18 protein-coding genes are annotated in these 18,485 nt (G+C 69.1%); 9 read left to right on the top strand and 9 right to left on the bottom strand.

Translation table 11 applies throughout. The features are described from left to right. Positions 1 to 92 precede the first annotated feature (92 nt). Positions 93 to 884, bottom strand: coding sequence for a YbaB/EbfC family nucleoid-associated protein (locus Aau02nite_RS24605; RefSeq protein WP_212990922.1), 792 nt, complete (start codon positions 882 to 884; stop codon positions 93 to 95). 708 nt (positions 885 to 1,592) lie between these two features. Here Aau02nite_RS24605 and Aau02nite_RS24600 point away from each other — a divergent pair. Next, entirely contained in the window at positions 1,593 to 1,937 is a 345-nt protein-coding gene (locus Aau02nite_RS24600; protein ID WP_212990921.1) for a PadR family transcriptional regulator, read from the top strand. Next, on the top strand, positions 1,937 to 2,584 hold the full coding sequence (locus Aau02nite_RS24595) for a hypothetical protein (RefSeq protein WP_212990920.1): 648 nt from the start codon (positions 1,937 to 1,939) through the stop codon (positions 2,582 to 2,584). Before Aau02nite_RS24600 ends, Aau02nite_RS24595 begins: the two co-directional genes overlap by 1 nt. Before the next feature lie 598 nt (positions 2,585 to 3,182). On the opposite strand, the gene Aau02nite_RS24590 is transcribed toward Aau02nite_RS24595, so the two are convergent. The 8 genes from Aau02nite_RS24590 to Aau02nite_RS24555 form a co-directional block, all read right to left on the bottom strand. Beyond that, positions 3,183 to 4,409, bottom strand: a complete 1,227-nt coding sequence (locus tag Aau02nite_RS24590; protein ID WP_212990919.1) for a competence protein CoiA family protein — start codon at positions 4,407 to 4,409, stop codon at positions 3,183 to 3,185. Between the two features lie 183 nt (positions 4,410 to 4,592). After that, on the bottom strand, positions 4,593 to 5,291 hold the full coding sequence (locus tag Aau02nite_RS24585) for a GGDEF domain-containing protein (protein WP_212990918.1): 699 nt from the start codon (positions 5,289 to 5,291) through the stop codon (positions 4,593 to 4,595). A gap of 149 nt (positions 5,292 to 5,440) precedes the next feature. After that, the gene (locus Aau02nite_RS24580; RefSeq protein ID WP_212990917.1) at positions 5,441 to 6,040 is read right to left on the bottom strand and encodes a hypothetical protein; all 600 of its coding nucleotides are present in this window, start codon (positions 6,038 to 6,040) and stop codon (positions 5,441 to 5,443) included. Next, positions 6,033 to 6,305 (bottom strand): hypothetical protein, encoded by a 273-nt coding sequence (locus Aau02nite_RS24575; protein WP_212990916.1) that lies wholly within the window; start codon positions 6,303 to 6,305, stop codon positions 6,033 to 6,035. The genes Aau02nite_RS24580 and Aau02nite_RS24575 overlap by 8 nt, the downstream gene beginning before the upstream one ends. A gap of 148 nt (positions 6,306 to 6,453) precedes the next feature. Next, positions 6,454 to 6,663 (bottom strand): sigma factor-like helix-turn-helix DNA-binding protein, encoded by a 210-nt coding sequence (locus Aau02nite_RS47890; protein ID WP_369076755.1) that lies wholly within the window; start codon positions 6,661 to 6,663, stop codon positions 6,454 to 6,456. Between the two features lie 261 nt (positions 6,664 to 6,924). Beyond that, the gene (locus tag Aau02nite_RS24565) at positions 6,925 to 7,386 is read right to left on the bottom strand and encodes a hypothetical protein (RefSeq protein ID WP_212990914.1); all 462 of its coding nucleotides are present in this window, start codon (positions 7,384 to 7,386) and stop codon (positions 6,925 to 6,927) included. Between the two features lie 783 nt (positions 7,387 to 8,169). Next, positions 8,170 to 9,015: a TRM11 family SAM-dependent methyltransferase gene (locus Aau02nite_RS24560; protein ID WP_212990913.1), complete on the bottom strand. Its 846-nt coding sequence runs from the start codon at positions 9,013 to 9,015 to the stop codon at positions 8,170 to 8,172. Then, positions 9,008 to 9,583: a hypothetical protein gene (locus tag Aau02nite_RS24555; RefSeq protein ID WP_246595410.1), complete on the bottom strand. Its 576-nt coding sequence runs from the start codon at positions 9,581 to 9,583 to the stop codon at positions 9,008 to 9,010. Before Aau02nite_RS24555 ends, Aau02nite_RS24560 begins: the two co-directional genes overlap by 8 nt. A 268-nt stretch (positions 9,584 to 9,851) precedes the next feature. Between Aau02nite_RS24555 and Aau02nite_RS24550 the strand changes: the two genes are divergently transcribed. From Aau02nite_RS24550 to Aau02nite_RS24520, 7 genes are all read left to right on the top strand, one after another. After that, entirely contained in the window at positions 9,852 to 10,628 is a 777-nt protein-coding gene (locus Aau02nite_RS24550) for a hypothetical protein (protein WP_246595409.1), read from the top strand. 378 nt (positions 10,629 to 11,006) lie between these two features. Then, positions 11,007 to 11,306 (top strand): pilin, encoded by a 300-nt coding sequence (locus tag Aau02nite_RS24545; RefSeq protein ID WP_212990912.1) that lies wholly within the window; start codon positions 11,007 to 11,009, stop codon positions 11,304 to 11,306. Between the two features lie 5 nt (positions 11,307 to 11,311). Continuing rightward, positions 11,312 to 12,208, top strand: coding sequence for a conjugal transfer protein TrbL family protein (locus Aau02nite_RS24540; RefSeq protein ID WP_212990911.1), 897 nt, complete (start codon positions 11,312 to 11,314; stop codon positions 12,206 to 12,208). Further along, the gene (locus Aau02nite_RS24535) at positions 12,205 to 13,095 is read left to right on the top strand and encodes a PrgI family protein (RefSeq protein ID WP_212990910.1); all 891 of its coding nucleotides are present in this window, start codon (positions 12,205 to 12,207) and stop codon (positions 13,093 to 13,095) included. Before Aau02nite_RS24540 ends, Aau02nite_RS24535 begins: the two co-directional genes overlap by 4 nt. A 41-nt stretch (positions 13,096 to 13,136) precedes the next feature. After that, positions 13,137 to 14,843, top strand: a complete 1,707-nt coding sequence (locus Aau02nite_RS24530) for a VirB4 family type IV secretion system protein (RefSeq protein ID WP_212990926.1) — start codon at positions 13,137 to 13,139, stop codon at positions 14,841 to 14,843. Continuing rightward, positions 14,840 to 17,308 carry a type IV secretory system conjugative DNA transfer family protein gene (locus tag Aau02nite_RS24525; protein ID WP_212990909.1) on the top strand — a complete coding sequence of 823 codons (2,469 nt, stop codon included), beginning with the start codon at positions 14,840 to 14,842 and terminating at the stop codon, positions 17,306 to 17,308. The genes Aau02nite_RS24530 and Aau02nite_RS24525 overlap by 4 nt, the downstream gene beginning before the upstream one ends. 202 nt (positions 17,309 to 17,510) lie before the next feature. Next, positions 17,511 to 18,365, top strand: coding sequence for a replication-relaxation family protein (locus tag Aau02nite_RS24520; protein WP_212990908.1), 855 nt, complete (start codon positions 17,511 to 17,513; stop codon positions 18,363 to 18,365). Positions 18,366 to 18,485 lie beyond the last annotated feature (120 nt).

Genomic DNA, 18,485 nt, shown 5'->3' with positions numbered 1-18,485 from the left:
GACCAGCTTGTCCTTACCGGCAGCCCAGGTGTCAGCGTCCTTGCGCAGGGCCTGGATCGCGGCCTGGATCTGCTGCTCGGTGGGTGGCATGACTACCCCTTCGGATCGGTGTCGGGAATCGACGGCAGGCCCAGCGTCGCCAGCAGCGCGGTCGGGCTGCCGCTGATCCGGTCGAGGTCGGGGAACGGCCACTGGCCCGTGGCCTCCTGAGCGCTACGGTCCACCGCGGCGTACCCGTCGATGACCGCTGCGGTCAGTGACGTGCCGAGCTCGCGGGCGCCGGCAGCAGCGGCCCATGCCTCGTCGATGCTCAGGTCGGTCAGCTCGCCGCCGCCAGTCAAGGACGCGGTGACGTGCCCACCCGGATCACGACCGGTCATGACCGTCTCGCTGCGGGCCGCCGCCGCCCGAACCACATCGTCAAGCCGGTCGGTCGCGTCCTGCAGCAGCGACCACAACCGGCGGATCGACTCGTGCGACGACTCGCCGGCCGGACCTAACCCCGCCTCCGGCGGTGCGGCCGGCGCGTCACCGCCCAGCACGGAGCCTTGATCGTGTGGACCGGGGCGGATGTCCGTCCGGCCGATCTCTGCTGCCCAGGTCTCCAAGCGCCGGCTGCCGGCGTCCTGATAGGCGGCCAGCACAGCGGGGGACAGGTCGCCGGGGCGGATCCGCGACTGCCACTGCGGGTCGACCTCCACGGAGGCGATCCGGCCGAGCGTCGCCAGCACCACGCGTACCTTCTCGGACGGGTCGCGACCCGACGCCTCGCTCACCGCAGCCTCGGCGGCCTCGAACCGGCCGGCCAGGACCGCCGCGTCTCGTTGCAAGCCCTCCAGCTCCGGGAAGAAATCTGGGCGGGCCTCACCGGTCGGCTCTGCCACAGATCAACTCCGAACGTGCCTAGACAAGAGGAAAGCCCACCGTAACGGACCGGCGGCGCCAACCGCTGTCCCGCGCGGACAGCCGTACGGCTCGGGCGCTAGCAGGTCACGCCTGGCCGTACTACCCCGGTTTCGAGAACGCCGATGGGTTCAGTGACACTGGCGCCCTCCGCACGGGCTGTGACGTGTGCCTAGGACGCGGGGTGGTCGGGTGCGCCGGGAACCACCCTTACGCCGTCTCGATCATCCATCCAGCTGGGCCGTTGACGGAGGTAGCCGAGGTCCGTGGTGGTGCGGTCTGTGTGCGCGAGAGTCGCGCCTTCGGCCGGGCTCAGGCGGGTGTACCAGGACGTCAGATTGTCGTGTCCGCCGGCCCAGTTCACGTATTCGTTGAACCGGTAGAACCAGTACGTGCCGCAGGCGCAGATGCATCTGCCCACTCGACCCTTCGCTTACAGGTCTGGGGTGGGATCGTCCGGCGCAATCAGTCCCTTGATGCGACCTCGTAAGCTGATCCGCCAGGCCGCTTCAGGCGAGGGGCTCATGCATCGCTAGATCGACATATGCGGGTCAGGGCACGCGTAGCGCTGTCAGTCTTCTGAACACACTCAGTTACTCTTCATTCGCACGCAGTTTGTTGATTCCGAAAGGAAGCAACGTGACCAGCTAAGTTGCACTCTACCTAGGCCTCCGACTAGGCTTCTTCCCATGGCGGCAAACGCAAATGGACCGAAAGGGACCCCACAAACGGTCGCGGTCCTGCGCGCCCTGCTCGACAGTTCTACGGGGGAGATGTACGGGACTGAGATATGTGCAGCTGCAGGGTTGGCAAGCGGGACCATCCATCCAATTCTGGCACGACTGGAAGGACTCGGATGGCTTGACAGCAGGTGGGAGGACATCAACCCGCAAGAACGGGGAAGGCCTCGCCGCCGGTACTACTCGCTAAGTACGCAAGGCGCGGAATCCGCCAGGGTACTCGTAGAGCAAGCCGATGAGCGGCGCGCACGGCTTCAAGCGATGCGACCGGGATTGGCTGGGGGTGCAATTTAATGGAACAGAAGGGCGTCAGCGATGTAGTTGGCGTCTTGGGGCGGGCGAACTCCATCGCGGCGAGCTTGCAGCTTACTTACCGGAAGGCTCATGCTTCACACTTGATGGCCGCCTGTGACGGCGCGAACCAGCTGGCGCGGCTGGTGGACGCCATGGAGAAGGCTGTTGATGTCGGCGCTGCCGAGGACTGGGAACTGAGGCGCCTAGTACACGCAATCAGGGGGAATAGCCGCGGCTTAAGGGGGGACCTAGACCGCGCATTCAACAGGACGATCCGCAGGGGACCGGGTAGCGTTAGGAAGCTCGACGAGCGCGTTCTTGCCATGCAGGCGCTGTTGTTGCGAGCGCTTGAGAGGGCGTCCGAATTGCAGCAGGGCACGAACGCCGTCTCAACTGAGAAGGTCTGCGTCGGAGTGGAGACGCGTTGGCACCACAGCGTTCCTGTCGGCATGATCCGGCTTGCTTTGCGACTCATGCCCTTGCTTCATCAGGGGCGATACATCGAGGAATGGATGGGGGAACTGGTAGAGCACCGAAGCTGGTTTGACAAGTTTGACTATGCCTGCTTCGTGTTGATCGGCGTCAGGTCGCATCGGCGCCAGCTTGTTGACGGCGCCGCATACCGGGCGAAGAACCATATCGAGTGAAGGAAGATCTGGTGAACGCGTGGATCGCGCTTGCCGTCGTCCTCCTTATCGCCCTGGTCATTTTCGTTCCTTCGGCGGAGCCCACGCGGCGCGCGGAAACGCTTATCAGAGCGTGGAAACGCGGCGGTAGCGATAACGCCGAAGGCAACGAAGTAGACGGGGCAACTGTTGAGGAGAGACCCGAGACTCCCGGCAGCATCGGAAGGGGCGACTCGGCGTAAGTTGGTCTTGTTACCGAGATGAGTACAGCACCTCGGTAACAAGACTCACAAACGATCTTAGCCAGCGTCTCGCGCCCCCCGTCATAAGGGGCGGCGGTCACTGTTGCCTCCAGGTCGACCAGGCCCCGCATGGCGGGCCGCAGCCGCGATACGCCTACGACGCGCGAGCCCATGCCCCTACGCATGCTGGTGATGATGATGATGGTGCTCACCGGATCCAAGTAACTGCAAGTAGATGAGATGGCACAGCGCACAAGCTAGCCACCGTCCAGAACCTGTGGGGTACCAGCGTGAGCGAAGTGCGTGCCCATGGCAGTCCGACGTCCCGTTGCTATTGCTATCGAACATGCGGCTTCACCAGCCAGCGAACCAGCTCCTCAGGTCAGGAAACCGGCCGCCTCGTTGAGCCGGTACCAGGTGGGCGAGCTTGCACACATCCTGCACTCGGAGCGGACTGACCTGCCCGCGAACTGGGGGAATTTGAGGCCGCAGCACATTGGCTCCGGTTCCGGCAACATCTCTTCGATCACCACCGGCGGTCGCGGCACCGGGACTACCCCCACGTCGCACGACCGGCTCGCCTCCTCCCGCCGTGACCGCCGCCCAGGCGCCGGCTGCTCCGCGTCCCCGCTGGGACCACGCTCGGCGACTACCTGCTCGACTCGAACCGCGGGAACCCACACCACCTGATCCCGCCGCGGCGGCCGGTACGGCACCCATGTCCCGTTCAGGATCCCCTCTAACATGTGGTCCAGGTGCATCGTCGACCCGTGTGGGAACCGCGCGTCGGAGTCCGGTCGGTACTCCGCCGGGTTGAGCGTCGGGTACAGGTGCAGCTTCCCGCACGGCACCAACTTCCCCGACTCCGGGCACCGGCTGGAGTTCCGCCGCCACAGGTCAGCCCACCCGCACCGCTGCGCCTCGAAGTACGTCCACCCCGTCACCACGTTTAGAAGAGGCGTGTCGACCTGCCGGTACAGTCGGTAGTCGTCCAGGGCGGGCACGGCCAGGTGCGGTACCCTGCGCAGCCACGCCACGTTGTTCGCATTCCGGTCCGTCGTCCACACCACCCGATCTCCAGCCGTAGCGAGGGCCTTCTGTCGGCGGCCCACCGCGCTCGGCGTAATCTGCGTGTGCTGCACCTCCCCGGCCACGGTCAACTTTCCCCCGACCGCGAAGACATCCGGCCGCTTCTTCGCTTTCGGCCGCCACTCCTCCGTCACCACCGAGCGGGCGCCCGCCTCTGACCAGGTCGCCGCCTTCCGCTCCTTCAGGGCCTTGTGGGTGTCCGACTCAGGCACATGCTCCGCGTGCGACCAGTCGCCGGTCTCGTGCCGGAAGAGCTGCCCCTGCCGGCCGCTGTCCACGAACGTCATCCACCGCAGTCCCCGCTCCGGGTCTTTCAGGCACAGCAGGCACACCAGCTTCCCGCCCGACACCCCGTGCGGGCGGTCGGCGGCCACTTGCTCTTTCAGGCGCGGCCGATCCGCATGCCCCCAGTCGTTCTTCTCACGCGGGCGCAACTCGATCCCGAGGGGCAGGTAGAGCACCCCATCGCCGTAGTCATCGGGGTTGACTTCTGCTACGTGGACAGCCGACACCATGATCAACCCCCTCGAAGATCCACAAACCCGGCATAGTCGTGCGAACAAATTGTAGAGAGAGCCTCCGACAAAAGCTCCACTCGCCAAGGCAGAGGCACCTCTGCAAGGGAGGCCTCCGTCATGCCGCGCCCGCTCCCGGGAGCCGGCCGAAGCCTGAACTTCGCCGTAGCGGGATCGCGAGGTTCAATCCGCGTTCCCGCTCGAGTTACGGCGCCGGTCGCGCAGGCGCGGGCCGCGGCGTGGCCGGCGGCCGGGCATCGTCATGCCGGGCTGGTGGAGTACGTGCTGGTTCCCACCTCGTTGTTTGGCGTGGTACATGGCCATGTCGGCGCGGCGCAGCGCGACACCTTCCAGCAGCTCGGTGCTGGAGGTGATGGCGACCCCGAGGCTTGCGGTGATCGTGACGGTCACCGGCCCGTTGTCTGTCGGGATCTTTACCGGCTCGGCGATGACGCTGGTGAACAGTTCGGCCAGGCTGGCGGGCCGGTGTTGGCCGAGCGGGATGATGGCCGCGAATTCGTCGCCGGACAGGCGCGCGGCGTGGCCGCCGACCAGCGCGGCGAGCTGTCCGATCCGGTCGGCGGCGGCTCGAAGCAGTTCGTCCCCGGCGTCGTGGCCGTAAGTGTCATTGGCCTCTTTGAACAGGTCGAGATCGATGAGGATGACGACGATCGGTTGGGGGTCGCCGGAGGCGACTACGGCGGTGTGGATCGTTCGCAGGCCGGTGCGGTTGTAGAGGCCGGTGAGCGAGTCGTGGGTGAGCTGCCGCACGGCGTCGGCCAGTTCGGCGCGCAGCCGATTGACGGCAAGCCGGGTCGCCAGACGGGTCATTACGGAGCCAAGGGCGGCTCCGAGCGTGGCCGCCACGAGGGTGGCGATCACGAGGGGTGGGGTGAACACTGGGTTCCTCCATTCCGATGGAGAAACCCGGGACGTTTTCCAGGCGAGGCGTCCCGGGTTCCGGATACGACGACGGCCCGCCGAAGACGGGCCGCTCTGGTGTTCGTGCCGCCGTGTACGGCAGCCTCGGGTCAGGTGCTCTCGGGTAGCGCGATCGAGCCGTCGAGGCTCCAGGTCGCGCCGACGCGCGCCGGGTAACGCCCGGACGAGCCGTCCATACCGGGATACCGGGAGCGATACGGCCGGTCGGTGCGGGGCCGCCGGCCGATCACCTGCATGGAGCCGCGCGGGGTCCCCGTGGGTCGCAGCTCGTAGCGCTCAGACAGCACCCTGACGTAATCGATGTCGGAGGCGTACGGCACGTAGACGCCGCGCAGGACAGTGCCGCCGAGCCGGTCGCAGCAGGACACCCCGACGGGGTACCAGCCGGTCAGGGCGACGGTGACGAGGTGGCCGCAGGCCAGGTCGAGCTCGAACACGCACAGCCGGTGAAGCTCCTCGCCGTCGTCGGTGGCCGAGCTTGTGGGCGCCGACGGTGTACAGGGCTGGCAGATCGGTCCGAGGTCGGGCTGATAGTCCGCGTCGCATTGCTCGCAGATGATCCGCAGGCAGGCGCGGCATTCGCCGGAGGCGACATCGGTGAGGCTGGTGCCGCAGAACCCGCAGTCACCGGTCAGGCAGGCGTCGGTGTGGCGTCCCGGACGGTGCTGGTGGCACGGGTGGTCACGCATGCCTGCCTCGGCTCAGGTGGTCGTAGATGGTCGCGGAGGTCAGTGCCTGCCCGGTGCGGTTCTCCGGGCGGGGGACCGGTCGCCACCCGGTGACTTCGCACGCCAGGAACGTGGTGGTCTCCTCGCGGGTGACGGCGATGACGTCACCGGTCGACAGAGAACGCCGTCCCAGCAGCCGGTAGGTGCAGGCCAGCAGGAAGTCCAGCTCGCCACCGCCGGCCCGCCCCCGACGGCTCTGCAGGTCATCGAGGTCGGCGTTGAACACCCGGTAGGCCCAGCCGGCGATGTCCTTTGGACTGGTCTCGGCGGGCAGATTCGCCAGTGGGACAGGACCATGGTGAGAGCGTGGCCGGGCTCGTACGGGAAGAACCGGCTGTCGGTGTTGTGGTAGACGGCGATGTGGAACAGCGTCATCACTGAGCCTTTCGCTGAGGTCTGAGGGGAAATCCATGCCGCACCTGGCGACGAGGAAAGGCCGCTCGGAGGCGGCGCAAGCCACGACGTGCCAGGTCGCGGACTGCTTCGGTACTGCGGCCCAGGAGCCGGGCGGCGGCGTCGCACGGGTAGCCGTCGAGGTAGCGCAGCCGGATGGCGCGGCGCCGGGCGGCGGTGAGCCTGGCCATCGCGTGGGCGAAGGTGGTCCGTCCGAGCCGGGCAGGTGTTCGTCCGGTGTCCGCGACGGCGGGAGCGGGGTGCGGACGGCGTGCGCGGCGAGGATGGACCGGGCGGCGGGACCAGTCGCGCTGGTTGCCTGCCTTCGCGGCGTGCCCGATGAGCCAGCCGCGGACGTCGAGCACCGCGGCGGACAGGCCCACCAACGCGTTGATGAAAGGATCTGTTCCGATAGGCCGTCGAGGCGGTCCCGGCCGGGTTGTCGGTACTGGCTACTGCTCACGGCGGCGCAGCAGTAGGTGGGCCTCTTTGAGGTGAGCGGCGAGTAGTTCGCTGTTGACGCCGGCGGTGCTGAGGCTGTCGGTGACGGCTCGCAGGAGCTCGGCCGGTACCTCGACGGTGCCGGGGTACGCGCGGGCGTCGGTGTTCATCGCGATGCGCTGGATCGTCTGTGTCAGATGCGCCTGCACCAGGTTGAGACCGCAGATCAGCCGGGCTACCTCAGTGAGGTCGTGGCACCTGGTGTGGTGGCTCGTGGTGTCGCCGAGGTAGTCGGCGGCCAGCAGGACCACGTGCGTCGCGGCGACGGTGAGGGCCGGGTCGCCGGGGAACCGGTGGCTGAGCATCTCGGCAAGCCGTGCGATGACGGCTTGGCCGTCCTTGTCGAGCTTGGGAGCGCCGGGGAGCTGGGAGATCCAGTCGGTGTCGGGCAGGTACCAGCTGCGTTTGAGCATGTCGTCCTCCTGCGGACAGCAAGAAGGCGGCCACCAGGTGGTGACCGCCGGGAAAGGGTGTGGGTTATCGCGCCCTCAGCGCGCGGGCGGAGGGCGTCAGCGGTACGAGGTGCCAGGTCCCGAGACTGGCGGCGGCGGCCGACCGTGATGGTGGGCGCGATGCCGTCGCGCAGGGCAAGGGATCAGGGCACAGAAGTAAGAAAGAGAACCTTCAGCGTAGGGGGACAGCTGGTTTCCGGTACCGGGCTGTCAGATCGGCCGGTCTGGCAGGACCTGACAGCACGCGAGTCCTGCATCCTCTGTCAGAGTCCCGCCCAATCGAGCGGGACCCGGGCGGAGTCACGGTCAGCGGGACTTCCCGTAGCCGGCTGTCCCGCTGCACGACCGAGGCTTAGCGGTACCGGCTCCGGGACGTATCTGAGGACTCCGCGCACTCGGCGGGTCCCGCTCCGTCGCCGCCGGCGCCGGCGGCCCCACCGGTCATCGGCGGGCAGCCGGTAACCGGTGAGACCGGACCTGTGTGCCGGCGCGCGGTGCGGAGGCGTGTCAGGTTCCAGGTTCGGCCTCCGTGATGTCTGGCAGGTCCCGCGTTCGGCTCCGCAACACCTGTCAGGACCGGATCACCGGACCACAACAGGTCATACCTGCGCGGGCCGCGGCATCCACCTCATGACCGTCAGGTGTCCGGCTTCGTGTCAGGCGCGGCATGGTGGTTCGGTCGCTCGGCGCGAAACGGTGGCTGAACTGCTCAAACGGTCGGCCAACCTGCGGGGTTGCCGGCCGCTAGCAGCGTCGTAGGACCAGGACATCCTCGTGCGCGATCAGGTGCACGGGAACGCCTTCGGCGCGGGCTCGACGCACGGCCATCAGCCCGAACATGGAGGCGCGGTGCACGATCTGCCCGTCGCGGACAGCAGCGAGCATCGCGGCGCACCGCTGTACCGGGGCCAGTCCCGCTGACTGTGCGACGGCGAGGAGTTCGCCAGGTAGGTCGATGAGGTCGTCCCGTTGGCGGCGTACCGGTCGGCAGGTGATCACCACAGTCCCGCCGGGACGCAGCAGTTCGTACGAGGCGGTCAGGATTGTCGCGAAGCCGTCGAGCAAGCGGGACCATCCCGCATAGGCGAGGTTGCCGCGTTCCCGGTCCCCGTACAGGTGGTCCCGCTTGCGTACCCCGGTGCTGTCCGCCTGCACGAGCCCGTGAGTCCCGCGCCCGTACGGCGGTGAGGTGAGCACGAGTCCCACCTGTCCGACCGCGGACGCCGGGACCAGGTCGAGCAGCCTGGTGGCGTCCCCGGTGACGATCTTCGCGGTGCCGGCCGCGCCCTGCGACGAGGCCAAAGCCACGTTCTGTTCGGCCAGTGCCGCGAAGCGGGGCTCGATGTCGATCCCGATGGCGTCGCGGCCCAGATGCATGGCTTCGACCAACGTGGTGCCGGAGCCGCACATCGGATCGAACACCAGGTCACCCGGTGCAGTGAACGAGCTGATCGCGTGGGCGGCCAGGTGGGGCAGCATCTTGCCCGGGTGGGTGGAGGTCTGCGGGACGTAGCGGCCCCGGCGCTGATCACGAGCGGGTTGCTGACAGGTCAGCCATACCGAGGTGACGGGCATCGTGTCCTCAGCCATCTCGACCTCCGTGCTGCGCCGTGCTGCGGGTCAGGATCAGCACGTCGGTGTGGATGTCGAGCTGGGTGTGGCTGCCCCGGCGGGGCGGTCGGTCGGCCGCCACGATGTGCTGCAAGTACGCCAGCCCGGCCTTCTTGGCCGCGGTGATGACGTCTACCGGGAGGACGACGTCGCCGTGGGGGAGTAGGACGGCCACGCATCCGCCGGGTACGAGGCTTGCGTGGCAGCGGTTGAAGAAGTCGCCGGGTTCTGTGGGCTGGTTGGGGGGCCAGCCGGTGACGATCAGGGTCGCGGTGTGCCAGTCCCAGCTGAGCGGCCGGGCGTCTTGGAGGTGGCTGCGGCGGTGGGCGGCGATGATCGCGCGGGCCAGTTGCGGCCCGGCGGTGAGGTCGGTGATCAGATCGGACGGGTGGGTGAGGTTATGGACCAGACGCACGCCCATCGCGTTGGACATGGTCTCGCCCGTCTTCGGGGCGGGCACCGGCCACACGGTGATCGGCACGGGCGGGTCGCCGGACACCATGTCCCCGACGGGGACCGGCGCCTGCTGGTGTTTTCTGTCCGTCATGGGTGTGGTGGCCCCCGGACCGGCGGGCGTACTGACGATCCCCAGTGCGCTTCTGTCAGGCCGATCGAACTCGGCCCCGTCCTGTCAGCACCGGTCATCCCGGCGACCTGACAGAAGTGGAGCGCCGGCCGGACAGGTGGCGGATCTGTCCGGACCGGTCACGACCTGCCGGAGGCTGACAGTTGCTTCTGGTGTCAGGCCGGGCTGTCCCAATCGGGGCCTCGGAGCGTTCGCACCCCGCGAAGCGCTCCCCGCCGAGGGGACCTGAATGATGGCGACGACTATCCGTACGAGAACGTCGGACACGGCGTTGACCTGCGCGGAGAAGGCATTTTCGCTGCTGACCGTCGAACCGGCGCCGTTGGTGTTCGACGCCCGGCCCGTGCCGGGCCTTCCGAACACGACGATGCCGCTGGACCGGCTGCGCACCCTGCTGGTCTACGAGCGGTACGACAGCCACACCACCGACGTCCTGTGGCGCCAGCTCGCTCGCCACGCTCGTGAATGGGGACCGGCGTGGGTGGTCGGCGCGATCGGCGTCGCGCTGCCCGCCCTGATCCACCTCGCCGCGAAGATCAGTCACGGGCGGCCGCGGTTCGCCGATGACATCGACTCCGAAGTGCTGGCCGGGTTTTTGCAGGCCCTGCGCACCACGGATCTCGAGAGTCCGCGGCTATGGCTGCGGATGTGCTGGACGGCCTGGCGTGCCGGAGCCTCAGTGATCAAGGATCAGGACGGCGAGGAACTGCCGCTGGACTTCTCCACCGGGTCACGCACTCCGCGCTGGCCCTACGGGCACCCGGACCTGTTGCTCGGCCGGGCAGCCGCCGCCGGGCTGATCAGCGACGACGCCGCCGAGCTGATCAGCGCCACCCGCTTCGGCGACGCGCTGATCGAACACCTCGCCGCCGAGCACGGCACCACTGCTTCCGCGCTGCGGATGCGCCGCCGCCGCGCCGAACGAGTCGTGGCGGCCGCGGTGACGCGCGGCGACCTGTCCGGCCCATCCCGGTTCACCGTCAACGCCGACGAGGCGGCGGCCTGAGAGCTTGGCCGTCGCGACATGAAGGCCGCACCGGGCGTCCCGCCTGGTGCGGCCTTCTTTCCGCTCTCCGTTCTCGTTCCGTGGCCGCCCGGCCGGCGGCATGCAGTCGTGAAGCATCTCGTCAGGGCGTGACAGGAGTTCGACGAGTTCGATCGACCTGACAGCCCGGATCTGAGCAGTGCATGTCGTCCACGGCATGCCCGCCCGGTGGGGACCACTCTTCGGGCGAGGCCCGATGGTCCGGCACGGCTGGCGCGGCGTACTGACACCGCACACCCTTTGCCCCACGCAAGGGAGGAGCGCCCCCAACCGGACCAGCACGTTTCTTCGCCCGGTCCCCACCGCGGCGGCCCCGCAGAACTCCTGTGGAGCGCCGCGATGCACACCAGCCTCATCCTTCTGTCCGACTTCGCCGCCGCGGCTGCCGTGCAGCCGCTCGCGGCCCCGAAGACCATCCCACAGGTCATCGACGGCCTCACCGGCTGGATCATGGGCATCATCGCGCTGGTCGCGACGCTGTTCCTGACCGTCGGCGCCTTGCGCTACATGTCCGCCGGAGGTGACCCGGCCCAGGCCGAGCAGGCCAAGGGCAACTTCAAGTCCGCATTGATCGGCTACGCCCTCGCGGTGCTGTCCCCGGCGATCCTGCAGGTGCTGCAGGGCATCCTCGGCGGCTGATCACCATGACGGACTGGCTCATGGATGGCCTGGTCAGCTGGCTCGCTGAGAAGGTCGTCGACCTTCTCAGCGGGCTGCTGGCCCTACTGGCCTCGTCGCTGTTCGTATCGCCGGACGTCACCGTCCTGCCGCAGGTCACGTCGATCGCCGGCGAAAGCGCCCTGGTCGTCAACGCCTGCTTCATTCTCGCCATCATCGCCGTCGGCGTCGCCACCATGATCGGTGACTCGATCCAGATGCGCTACGGCATCAAGGAACTGATTCCTCGACTGGTCGTCGGGTTCGTGCTGTCCGGGTTCTCGGTGCCGCTGACCGGCGAGCTGATCAGCATCGCCAACGCGCTGACCGTGTCGATGACCGGGACGACCGCGCCGACCACCGAGACGATCACCTTCGTCAAAGCCCGCATCACCGCGGCGCTGTCCGACGAAGGTTCCGCGCTGCTGGTGGCGATTGTCGGCCTGCTGATCGTCGTGCTGATGTTCATGCTCGTCGGGACCTGGCTCACCCGGATCGGCGTGTTGCTGATCCTCGCCGGAGTCGCACCCGTGGCCTTGGCCTGCTACGCCACCCCGTGGACGCAGGGCGCAGCCGACCTGTGGTGGCGCACCCTGCTGGGCTGTCTGGCCACACCGGTGCTGCAAGCTGTCGGGTTCTCGACCGGCATCGATCTGCTGATCGGCCCTGATGCGAACCTGCCGATCTTGCTCGGCCTGCCGGGCTCGGACACGTTGAATCTGCTGTTGGTCGCCGGCGTGCTGTGGGTCACCGTCAAGATTCCCTCGATGATGAGCCGGTTCGTGACCCGCAGAGGATCACCGAACATCGGCGGAGTCCTGGTGCGCGCTGTGTTCATCCAAGGCATCACTCGCCGCGTGCCGCTGCTGCGGGGTGGGCGATGACCAAGCAGGGCACCACTCCCCGCGCTGCGGTTCCGGCCGATGTCAACGAGCCGGACCGTATCGCGTTCGGGCTGACCTTCCGGCAGCTCGCCATCGTCGGCGGCACTGCCCTGATCGGGTTCGGCTGCTACCGCACCTACGGACCGCTGATCCCGCCGGTGGCGTGGGGTATCGCCGGGATCATCGTGTTCGCCGTGGCCGTGGTCGTCGCGATCGGCCGACGTGACGGCCAGCCGCTGGACGTGTGGCTGCGGCACGGCTTTGCGTTCGCACGCAGTCCGCGTACCCTCGCCCCCGGCCCGGCACGGGTCAGCTCGGTCGTGACCGTGGCCGGCACGCTGAGCGTTCCCGCGCCGCTGCGCTCCCCGGTCACGAGCATCAGCCCGGCCGGGGTGCTCACCAGCGAAGGCAGCGCCAAGGTGCTGATCGCCTGCGGGACCACGAACATCCACTTGCGCACCGGCAGCGAGCAAGGTGCGCTGCTGGACGGGTTCGGCCGGTTCCTCAACTCGCTGACCGGTCCGGCGCAACTGCTCGTGGCCGCGCAACGGCACGACTTGACCGTGTACGCGCAGACGACCGCGGATGTCGCGCCGCGGCTGCCACACCCGGCGTTGCAGACTGCCGCCGACGACTACGCCGCGTTCCTGCTCGATCTCGACGCCGAGCGGGATCCGCTGCGCCGCCAGGTCGTGGCGGTCGTCACCGGCGAGCACGCGGCCGATGCCGCGGTGCGGGCCTTGTCCGGACTCGGTGTCGAAGCCGCGCTGCTGGACGGGCCGGCCGTCGCGGCGGCCTTGGCTGGCGCCGTCGACCCCTTCTCTCCTCCGGTGCCTGGTCCCCGCGCGGTGCCCGGCGCCCCGATCACTGTGCGGAGCATCTCGTGACCCTGTTGAAGACCAAGAACAAGGTTGCGGCGGCCGACGGCATGCCCTCACCAGCCGCCCTGTCGATCACCCCGGCCCACGTGAGGGTCGGGGACGGCTACGCCGCCACGTTCGTCGTGTGTGGCTATCCGGCCGAGGTCGGCCCGGCCTGGCTCGACCCGCTGCTGTCCTACCCCGGCCGCGTCGACGTCGCGGTCCACATAACCCCGGTGGCGCCGCAGCTCGCCGCGCCGATGCTCAAACGCCAGCGTGCCCGGCTGGAATCCTCGCGTCGCCTGGACGCCGAATCCGGCCGCCTCGGCGACCCGACGACCGACGCGGCCGCAGCCGACGCCGCCGACCTCGCCGAACGGGTCGCCCGCGGCGCGGCGAAGCTGTTCGAGACCGGCATCTACGTCACCATCCACGCCCGCGACCTGGACGAACTGGCCACGGTCACCGCCGGGGTGAAGTCGGCCGCCGCCAGCGTGTTGCTGGACCTGCAACCGGCCACGTTCCGCCACCAGCAGGGCTGGATCTCCACCCTGCCGGTCGGGGTAGACCCGTTGCGGATGCGCCGCGTTCTGGACACCACCACACTGGCGGCAGCATTCCCGCTCGCCTCAGCGGACCTGCCCGCACCGGCCCCCGGGGTCGTGGCCGCGCCCGACGGCGTGCTGTACGGCGTGAACACCACCAGCAATGGGGTGCTGCTGTGGAACCGGTGGGCGCAGGACAACCACAACAGCGTGGTCTTGGCCCGCTCCGGCGCCGGCAAGTCGTACTTCGTCAAGCTGGAAGTTCTCCGCAACCTGTACCAGGGCACCACGGTGTCGGTCATCGACCCGGAAGACGAGTACACGCCGCTCGCGGAACACGTCGGCGGCACGGTCCTGCAGCTCGGCATGCCCGGCGTTCAGGTCAACCCGCTCGATCTGCCTGCCGACGACCGGCCCGACACGCTCACCCGGCGCGGCCTGTTCCTGCACACGCTGATCGCGGTCATGCTCGGCGCGACCCCGCCGCCGGCCGAACGAGCGGCCCTGGACCGGGCAATCACCGCGACGTACAGCATGGCCGGGATCAACGCCGACCCGGCTACCTGGAGCAGACCCGCGCCGCTGCTGCGCGACCTCGCCGCCACCCTCAGCTGCGACGACGACCCCGCCGCCGTCCAGCTCGCCGCCCGGCTCGCCCCGTGGACGGTCGGCAACTTCGCCAGCCTCTTCGACGGCACGACCACCGCCACCCCCGGCGGCCACCTCGTGGTGTGGTCGCTGCGGCACCTGCCCGACGAGCTGCGGACGGTCGGCACGCTGCTGGCCCTGGATGCCATCTGGTCGCGCGTCGACGCTCCGGTCAGCAACACGCGCCGGCGACGGCAGCTGGTCGTGGTCGACGAAGCCTGGTTGTTGATGCGTGATGGCGAAGGCGCACGATTCTTGTTCCGGATGTCCAAGGCCGCCCGCAAGCGCCTCGCGGGGCTGTGCGTCATCACCCAGGACGCCGCTGACGTGCTGTCGACCGATCTCGGCCTGGCCGTGGTGTCCAACGCCGCGACCCAGGTGCTGATGCGCCAGTCCACCCAATCGATCGACGCCGTCACCGAGGCGTTCGGCCTGACCGGGGGAGAAGCGAGGATGCTGCTGGCCGCCTCGCGCGGGGAGGGACTTTTGGTCGCGGGCCGATCGCGGATCCCGTTCCGCAGCGTCGGCTCGGCCGCCGAGCACCGCATCGCCGTGACCGGGATCAGCGAGGTGACCGCGTGACCACCGCGCCGACCTGGCCGAACGACATCGCGCACTGGGTGGGCGCCCGGCCGTGGCTCGCGCTCGTGGCCGCCACGGCGGTGGTGGCGGTCGTGTTCGGCAACGACCAGCTCCTGAGCTGGCGGCACCGCCGGTTTGTCGGTGGTGCGCGGTGGGTGACGATCGCCGCGCCGCCGGAGGTGACGGCCGAGGCCGCCGCCGCGTTCTGGACCACCCTCGTCGGGGTGCTGACCTCGTCGGTGTGGCGGCGCAGACTGTACGGCTACCCGCACGTCGGGTGGGAGTACACGTGGAGTGGCCGCGCTCTGGCCATCCGCGTATGGGTGCCCGGCACCGTGCCGCCGGGCGCGGTCGAAGCCGCCGTCCGCGCGGCCTGGCCTGCCGCGACCCTCACCGTCGAGGATGCGGACGCGCCGATCCCGGCCATGGTGGGGGAGCAGTCGGGCGGGGCGCACTGGCCTCAGCACGCCGACGTGCTGCCACTGCGCGTCGAGCACGACGCGGATCCGTTGCGCGCGCTGCTTGCTGCCGGAGCTGAGGTCCGGCACCGCGAATACGCGTGCGTGCAGGTGCTGGCCCGGCCCGCGACCGCCCGCCGCGTGCGGGCGGCCCGCCGGTTCGCAGTGACCACGACCAATGATCCGCACGGGCGGCCGGACCCGGCAACCAAGGTCGCCGCCGGGGCGGCCCGGCTCGCGATCGAACCGCTGCTGTGGCTCCTCGAGGTCGTGCTTCCCGGCCCGTCCCGGCCCCGTGCCCCGGCACACTCCACCGCCGGCCGCGCGGCCCAGCGGGACCCGGTCGCCGGAGCCGAAGCGCGCACGGTGGTCGACAAGGCCGTACGGGTGCCGCACTTCGAGATCGCGATCCGGTTCGCCGTGGCCGCCCAGGGCGACAAGACGCCATCCACACCCGAGCGGGCCACACAGATCCGGCAACGGCTCGCCGGACTCGGCCACACGATCGCCTCGGCCGCCGCCGCGTACACCGGCCCGAACCGGCTGCGCCGGATGAAGATGCCGCACCCGGTCACCACCCTGGCCGGACGCCGGTTGCGGCGCGGGTTCCTGGCCACCGTGCCGGAGCTCGCCGCTCTCGCGGCGCTGCCGCAGGACGTGGCCGTACCCGGCTTGGACCGGGCCCGGGCCAAGGCCGTGCCGGCGCCGGTGCAGGTGCCGGCCGGCGGCCGAGGCGTCAAGGTGCTGGGCCGCTCCCAGGTCGGGCACCACAGCGTCGGACTCACGGTCACCGACGCCCGGCAGCACATGCACATCGTCGGCAAGACCGGCGTCGGCAAGTCCACCCTGCTGCTGAACCTGATCCTCGGCGACATCAAAGCCGGACGCGGCACGGTGGTCATCGACCCGCGCGGTGACCTGATCAACGACATCCTCGACCGGCTCCCCGCCACCTACGCCGACAAGATCGTCATCATCGACCCGGACCAGGAAAACCCCGGCTGCTTCAACCCCCTCGACGACCAGGGCGACCCGCACCTGGCGGTGGACAACCTCGTCGGGATCTTCGCCAAGATCTTCCAAGGACAGTGGGGACCACGCATGGACGACACCATGCGCGTGGCCTGCCTGACCCTCATGCGGCACGCCAAACCCACGCTGAGCCTGGTGCCGTCGCTGCTGCAGGACCGGCAGTTCCGTGGCCGATTCACACAAGGTCTCGACGACCCGGACGGCCTCGGCGGGTTCTGGCTCTGGTACGACGGCATCAACGAAGCATTCCGTGGCCAGGTCATCGCCCCCGTCCTCGCTCGGCTGCGGGCCTTCCTCTTACGCGACTTCGTCAAGAGCGTCATCGGCAACGCCCACTCATCGTTCGACATGGGCAAGATCCTCAACGGCGGAGTGCTGCTGTGCCGGCTACCGAAAGGCCAACTCGGCGAGGAGACCAGCCGGATCCTCGGCTCGCTGATCGTGGCCCGGGTCTGGCAGGCCGCCATCGCCCGAGCCGCCATCGCCGAGGACCAGCGCAAAGACGCCTGCCTCTACATCGACGAGGTCCACAACTACCTCACACTGCCCGGCAGCGTGGGCGACATGCTGGCCGAGGCGCGGGGCTACCGGCTCGGCATGGCCTTCGCCCACCAGGACCTCGCCCAGCTGCCCAAGGACGTCGCCGCGGCGATATCAGCCAACGCCCGCTCCAAGGTGATCTTCAACGTCGACCCGGCCGACGCGCGGGAGCTGTCGCGGCACACCAAACCCGAGGTGGACGAGCACGACCTCGCCCATCTCGACGTCTTCACCGCCACCGCCCGGCTGCTGGTCGGCAACCGGGAACTCCCGGCGTTCACCTTCGTCACCAACCCGCCCGCCCCGGCAGACGGGGAACCGACCGCGATCCGGCTGGCGTGCGCCGCCGCGAACACCCCCGCCGGGCAGGAACCGCCGATGCAGCAACTCGCTCGCACGGCGATGAAGCGCCGGATGGCCGACCGAGACCGCTGATCCGGTGCGTGCGAGGGCTCGTCTGGGTGCGGCATCGGGGGCTCGTCTGGGGGTGTCTGCGACACGAGGCCCCAGACGAGCCCCAGCACGTCGCCTGTCAGGCGCCTGAGCTGGGCGAACCTGACCCGCAGTAGCCCCGGATGCAAGATCCACACGTCCAGACTCCCTACTGGGTGTCCTCTCCACCAGGGGGTGACCACTCATGCCGCTATCGCAGACCTCCAGCCTGCTGGCCATCTATCCCCACATCACCAGCCGTGACCGGCTCCTGCTTCAGCTCCTCGACGACCACCGGGTCCTCACCACCGGCCAGATCCACCGCATGCTGTTCTCCGCCCGCCGCACCTGCCAACTACGCCTGGCCGAGCTGGCCGCCCTCGGTCTGCTCGAGCGGTTCCGGTTCTCCCGCGGCGGCGGCGGCAGCCAGCCGTGGCACTGGACGCTCGGCCACCACGGGCACCGCTTCCAAGCCGCCGCCCACCAACGACCCGAGCCCACCGCGCGAGCCAGCAACCAGACGGTGCAGCGCCTGTCGGCGAACCCGCACCTGGCTCACCTCGTGCTGACCAACGAGTTCTTCGTCCGACTGGCCGGGTACGCCCGCCGGCACGACGACGCCCGGCTCGACCGGTGGTGGTCCGAGCAGGTCACCACCAAGCAATATCGCACCATCACCGCCGACGGGCACGGCCTCTGGACCGCGAACGGCGTCACGGTGGGGTTCTTCCTGGAGGCCGACACCGGCAGCGAACCCCTCGGCCGCCTGGTCGCGAAGCTCGACCGGTACGCCAAACTCATCCGGCGCGGCGGCCCGCGGTATCCGGTGCTGTTCTGGCTCGGCAGCCAGCAACGCGAGGAACACCTTCACCGGCTTCTCCACGGCCAGCACACCACGGTCGGTGTCGCCACGGCCATCCACGCCAGCGAGCCCGCCGATGCAGTGTGGCTGGCACGCGGCGCCACCGGCCGAGTCCCTTTGGCCGGGCTACCGAGCGATCACGGCCAGCCGGTAGCCGACAACCCGAACTACGACGACCACGGCGTCTTTGTTCTCTGACAGGCGCTGACAGCTCCACGGCCGGCCTGTCAGCGCAGGTCACCGACCTGATTGTGGTTTCTGACAGGGGCGGTGCTGTCAGGTCACGAAGCTACGGTGCAGCTTCTTTCTTTTGTTCGC

Source organism: Actinoplanes auranticolor (assembly GCF_018332655.1).
Classification (GTDB): domain Bacteria; phylum Actinomycetota; class Actinomycetes; order Mycobacteriales; family Micromonosporaceae; genus Actinoplanes; species Actinoplanes auranticolor.
Note: the sequence above shows the minus strand (reverse complement) of the source record. Positions and strands in the feature narration are given on the sequence as shown.

Excerpts from the sequence above, each read along its gene's own strand:
- Aau02nite_RS24600 (WP_212990921.1), top strand. The coding sequence starts at position 1,593 with ATGGCGGCAAACGCAAATGGACCGAAAGGGACCCCACAAACGGTCGCG.
- Aau02nite_RS24595 (WP_212990920.1), top strand. The coding sequence starts at position 1,937 with ATGGAACAGAAGGGCGTCAGCGATGTAGTTGGCGTCTTGGGGCGGGCG.
- Aau02nite_RS24590 (WP_212990919.1), bottom strand. The coding sequence starts at position 4,409 with ATGGTGTCGGCTGTCCACGTAGCAGAAGTCAACCCCGATGACTACGGC.
- Aau02nite_RS24580 (WP_212990917.1), bottom strand. The coding sequence starts at position 6,040 with ATGCGTGACCACCCGTGCCACCAGCACCGTCCGGGACGCCACACCGAC.
- Aau02nite_RS47890 (WP_369076755.1), bottom strand. The coding sequence starts at position 6,663 with ATGGCCAGGCTCACCGCCGCCCGGCGCCGCGCCATCCGGCTGCGCTAC.
- Aau02nite_RS24565 (WP_212990914.1), bottom strand. The coding sequence starts at position 7,386 with ATGCTCAAACGCAGCTGGTACCTGCCCGACACCGACTGGATCTCCCAG.
- Aau02nite_RS24560 (WP_212990913.1), bottom strand. The coding sequence starts at position 9,015 with ATGGCTGAGGACACGATGCCCGTCACCTCGGTATGGCTGACCTGTCAG.
- Aau02nite_RS24555 (WP_246595410.1), bottom strand. The coding sequence starts at position 9,583 with ATGACGGACAGAAAACACCAGCAGGCGCCGGTCCCCGTCGGGGACATG.
- Aau02nite_RS24550 (WP_246595409.1), top strand. The coding sequence starts at position 9,852 with ATGATGGCGACGACTATCCGTACGAGAACGTCGGACACGGCGTTGACC.
- Aau02nite_RS24545 (WP_212990912.1), top strand. The coding sequence starts at position 11,007 with ATGCACACCAGCCTCATCCTTCTGTCCGACTTCGCCGCCGCGGCTGCC.
- Aau02nite_RS24540 (WP_212990911.1), top strand. The coding sequence starts at position 11,312 with ATGACGGACTGGCTCATGGATGGCCTGGTCAGCTGGCTCGCTGAGAAG.
- Aau02nite_RS24535 (WP_212990910.1), top strand. The coding sequence starts at position 12,205 with ATGACCAAGCAGGGCACCACTCCCCGCGCTGCGGTTCCGGCCGATGTC.
- Aau02nite_RS24530 (WP_212990926.1), top strand. The coding sequence starts at position 13,137 with ATGCCCTCACCAGCCGCCCTGTCGATCACCCCGGCCCACGTGAGGGTC.
- Aau02nite_RS24520 (WP_212990908.1), top strand. The coding sequence starts at position 17,511 with ATGCCGCTATCGCAGACCTCCAGCCTGCTGGCCATCTATCCCCACATC.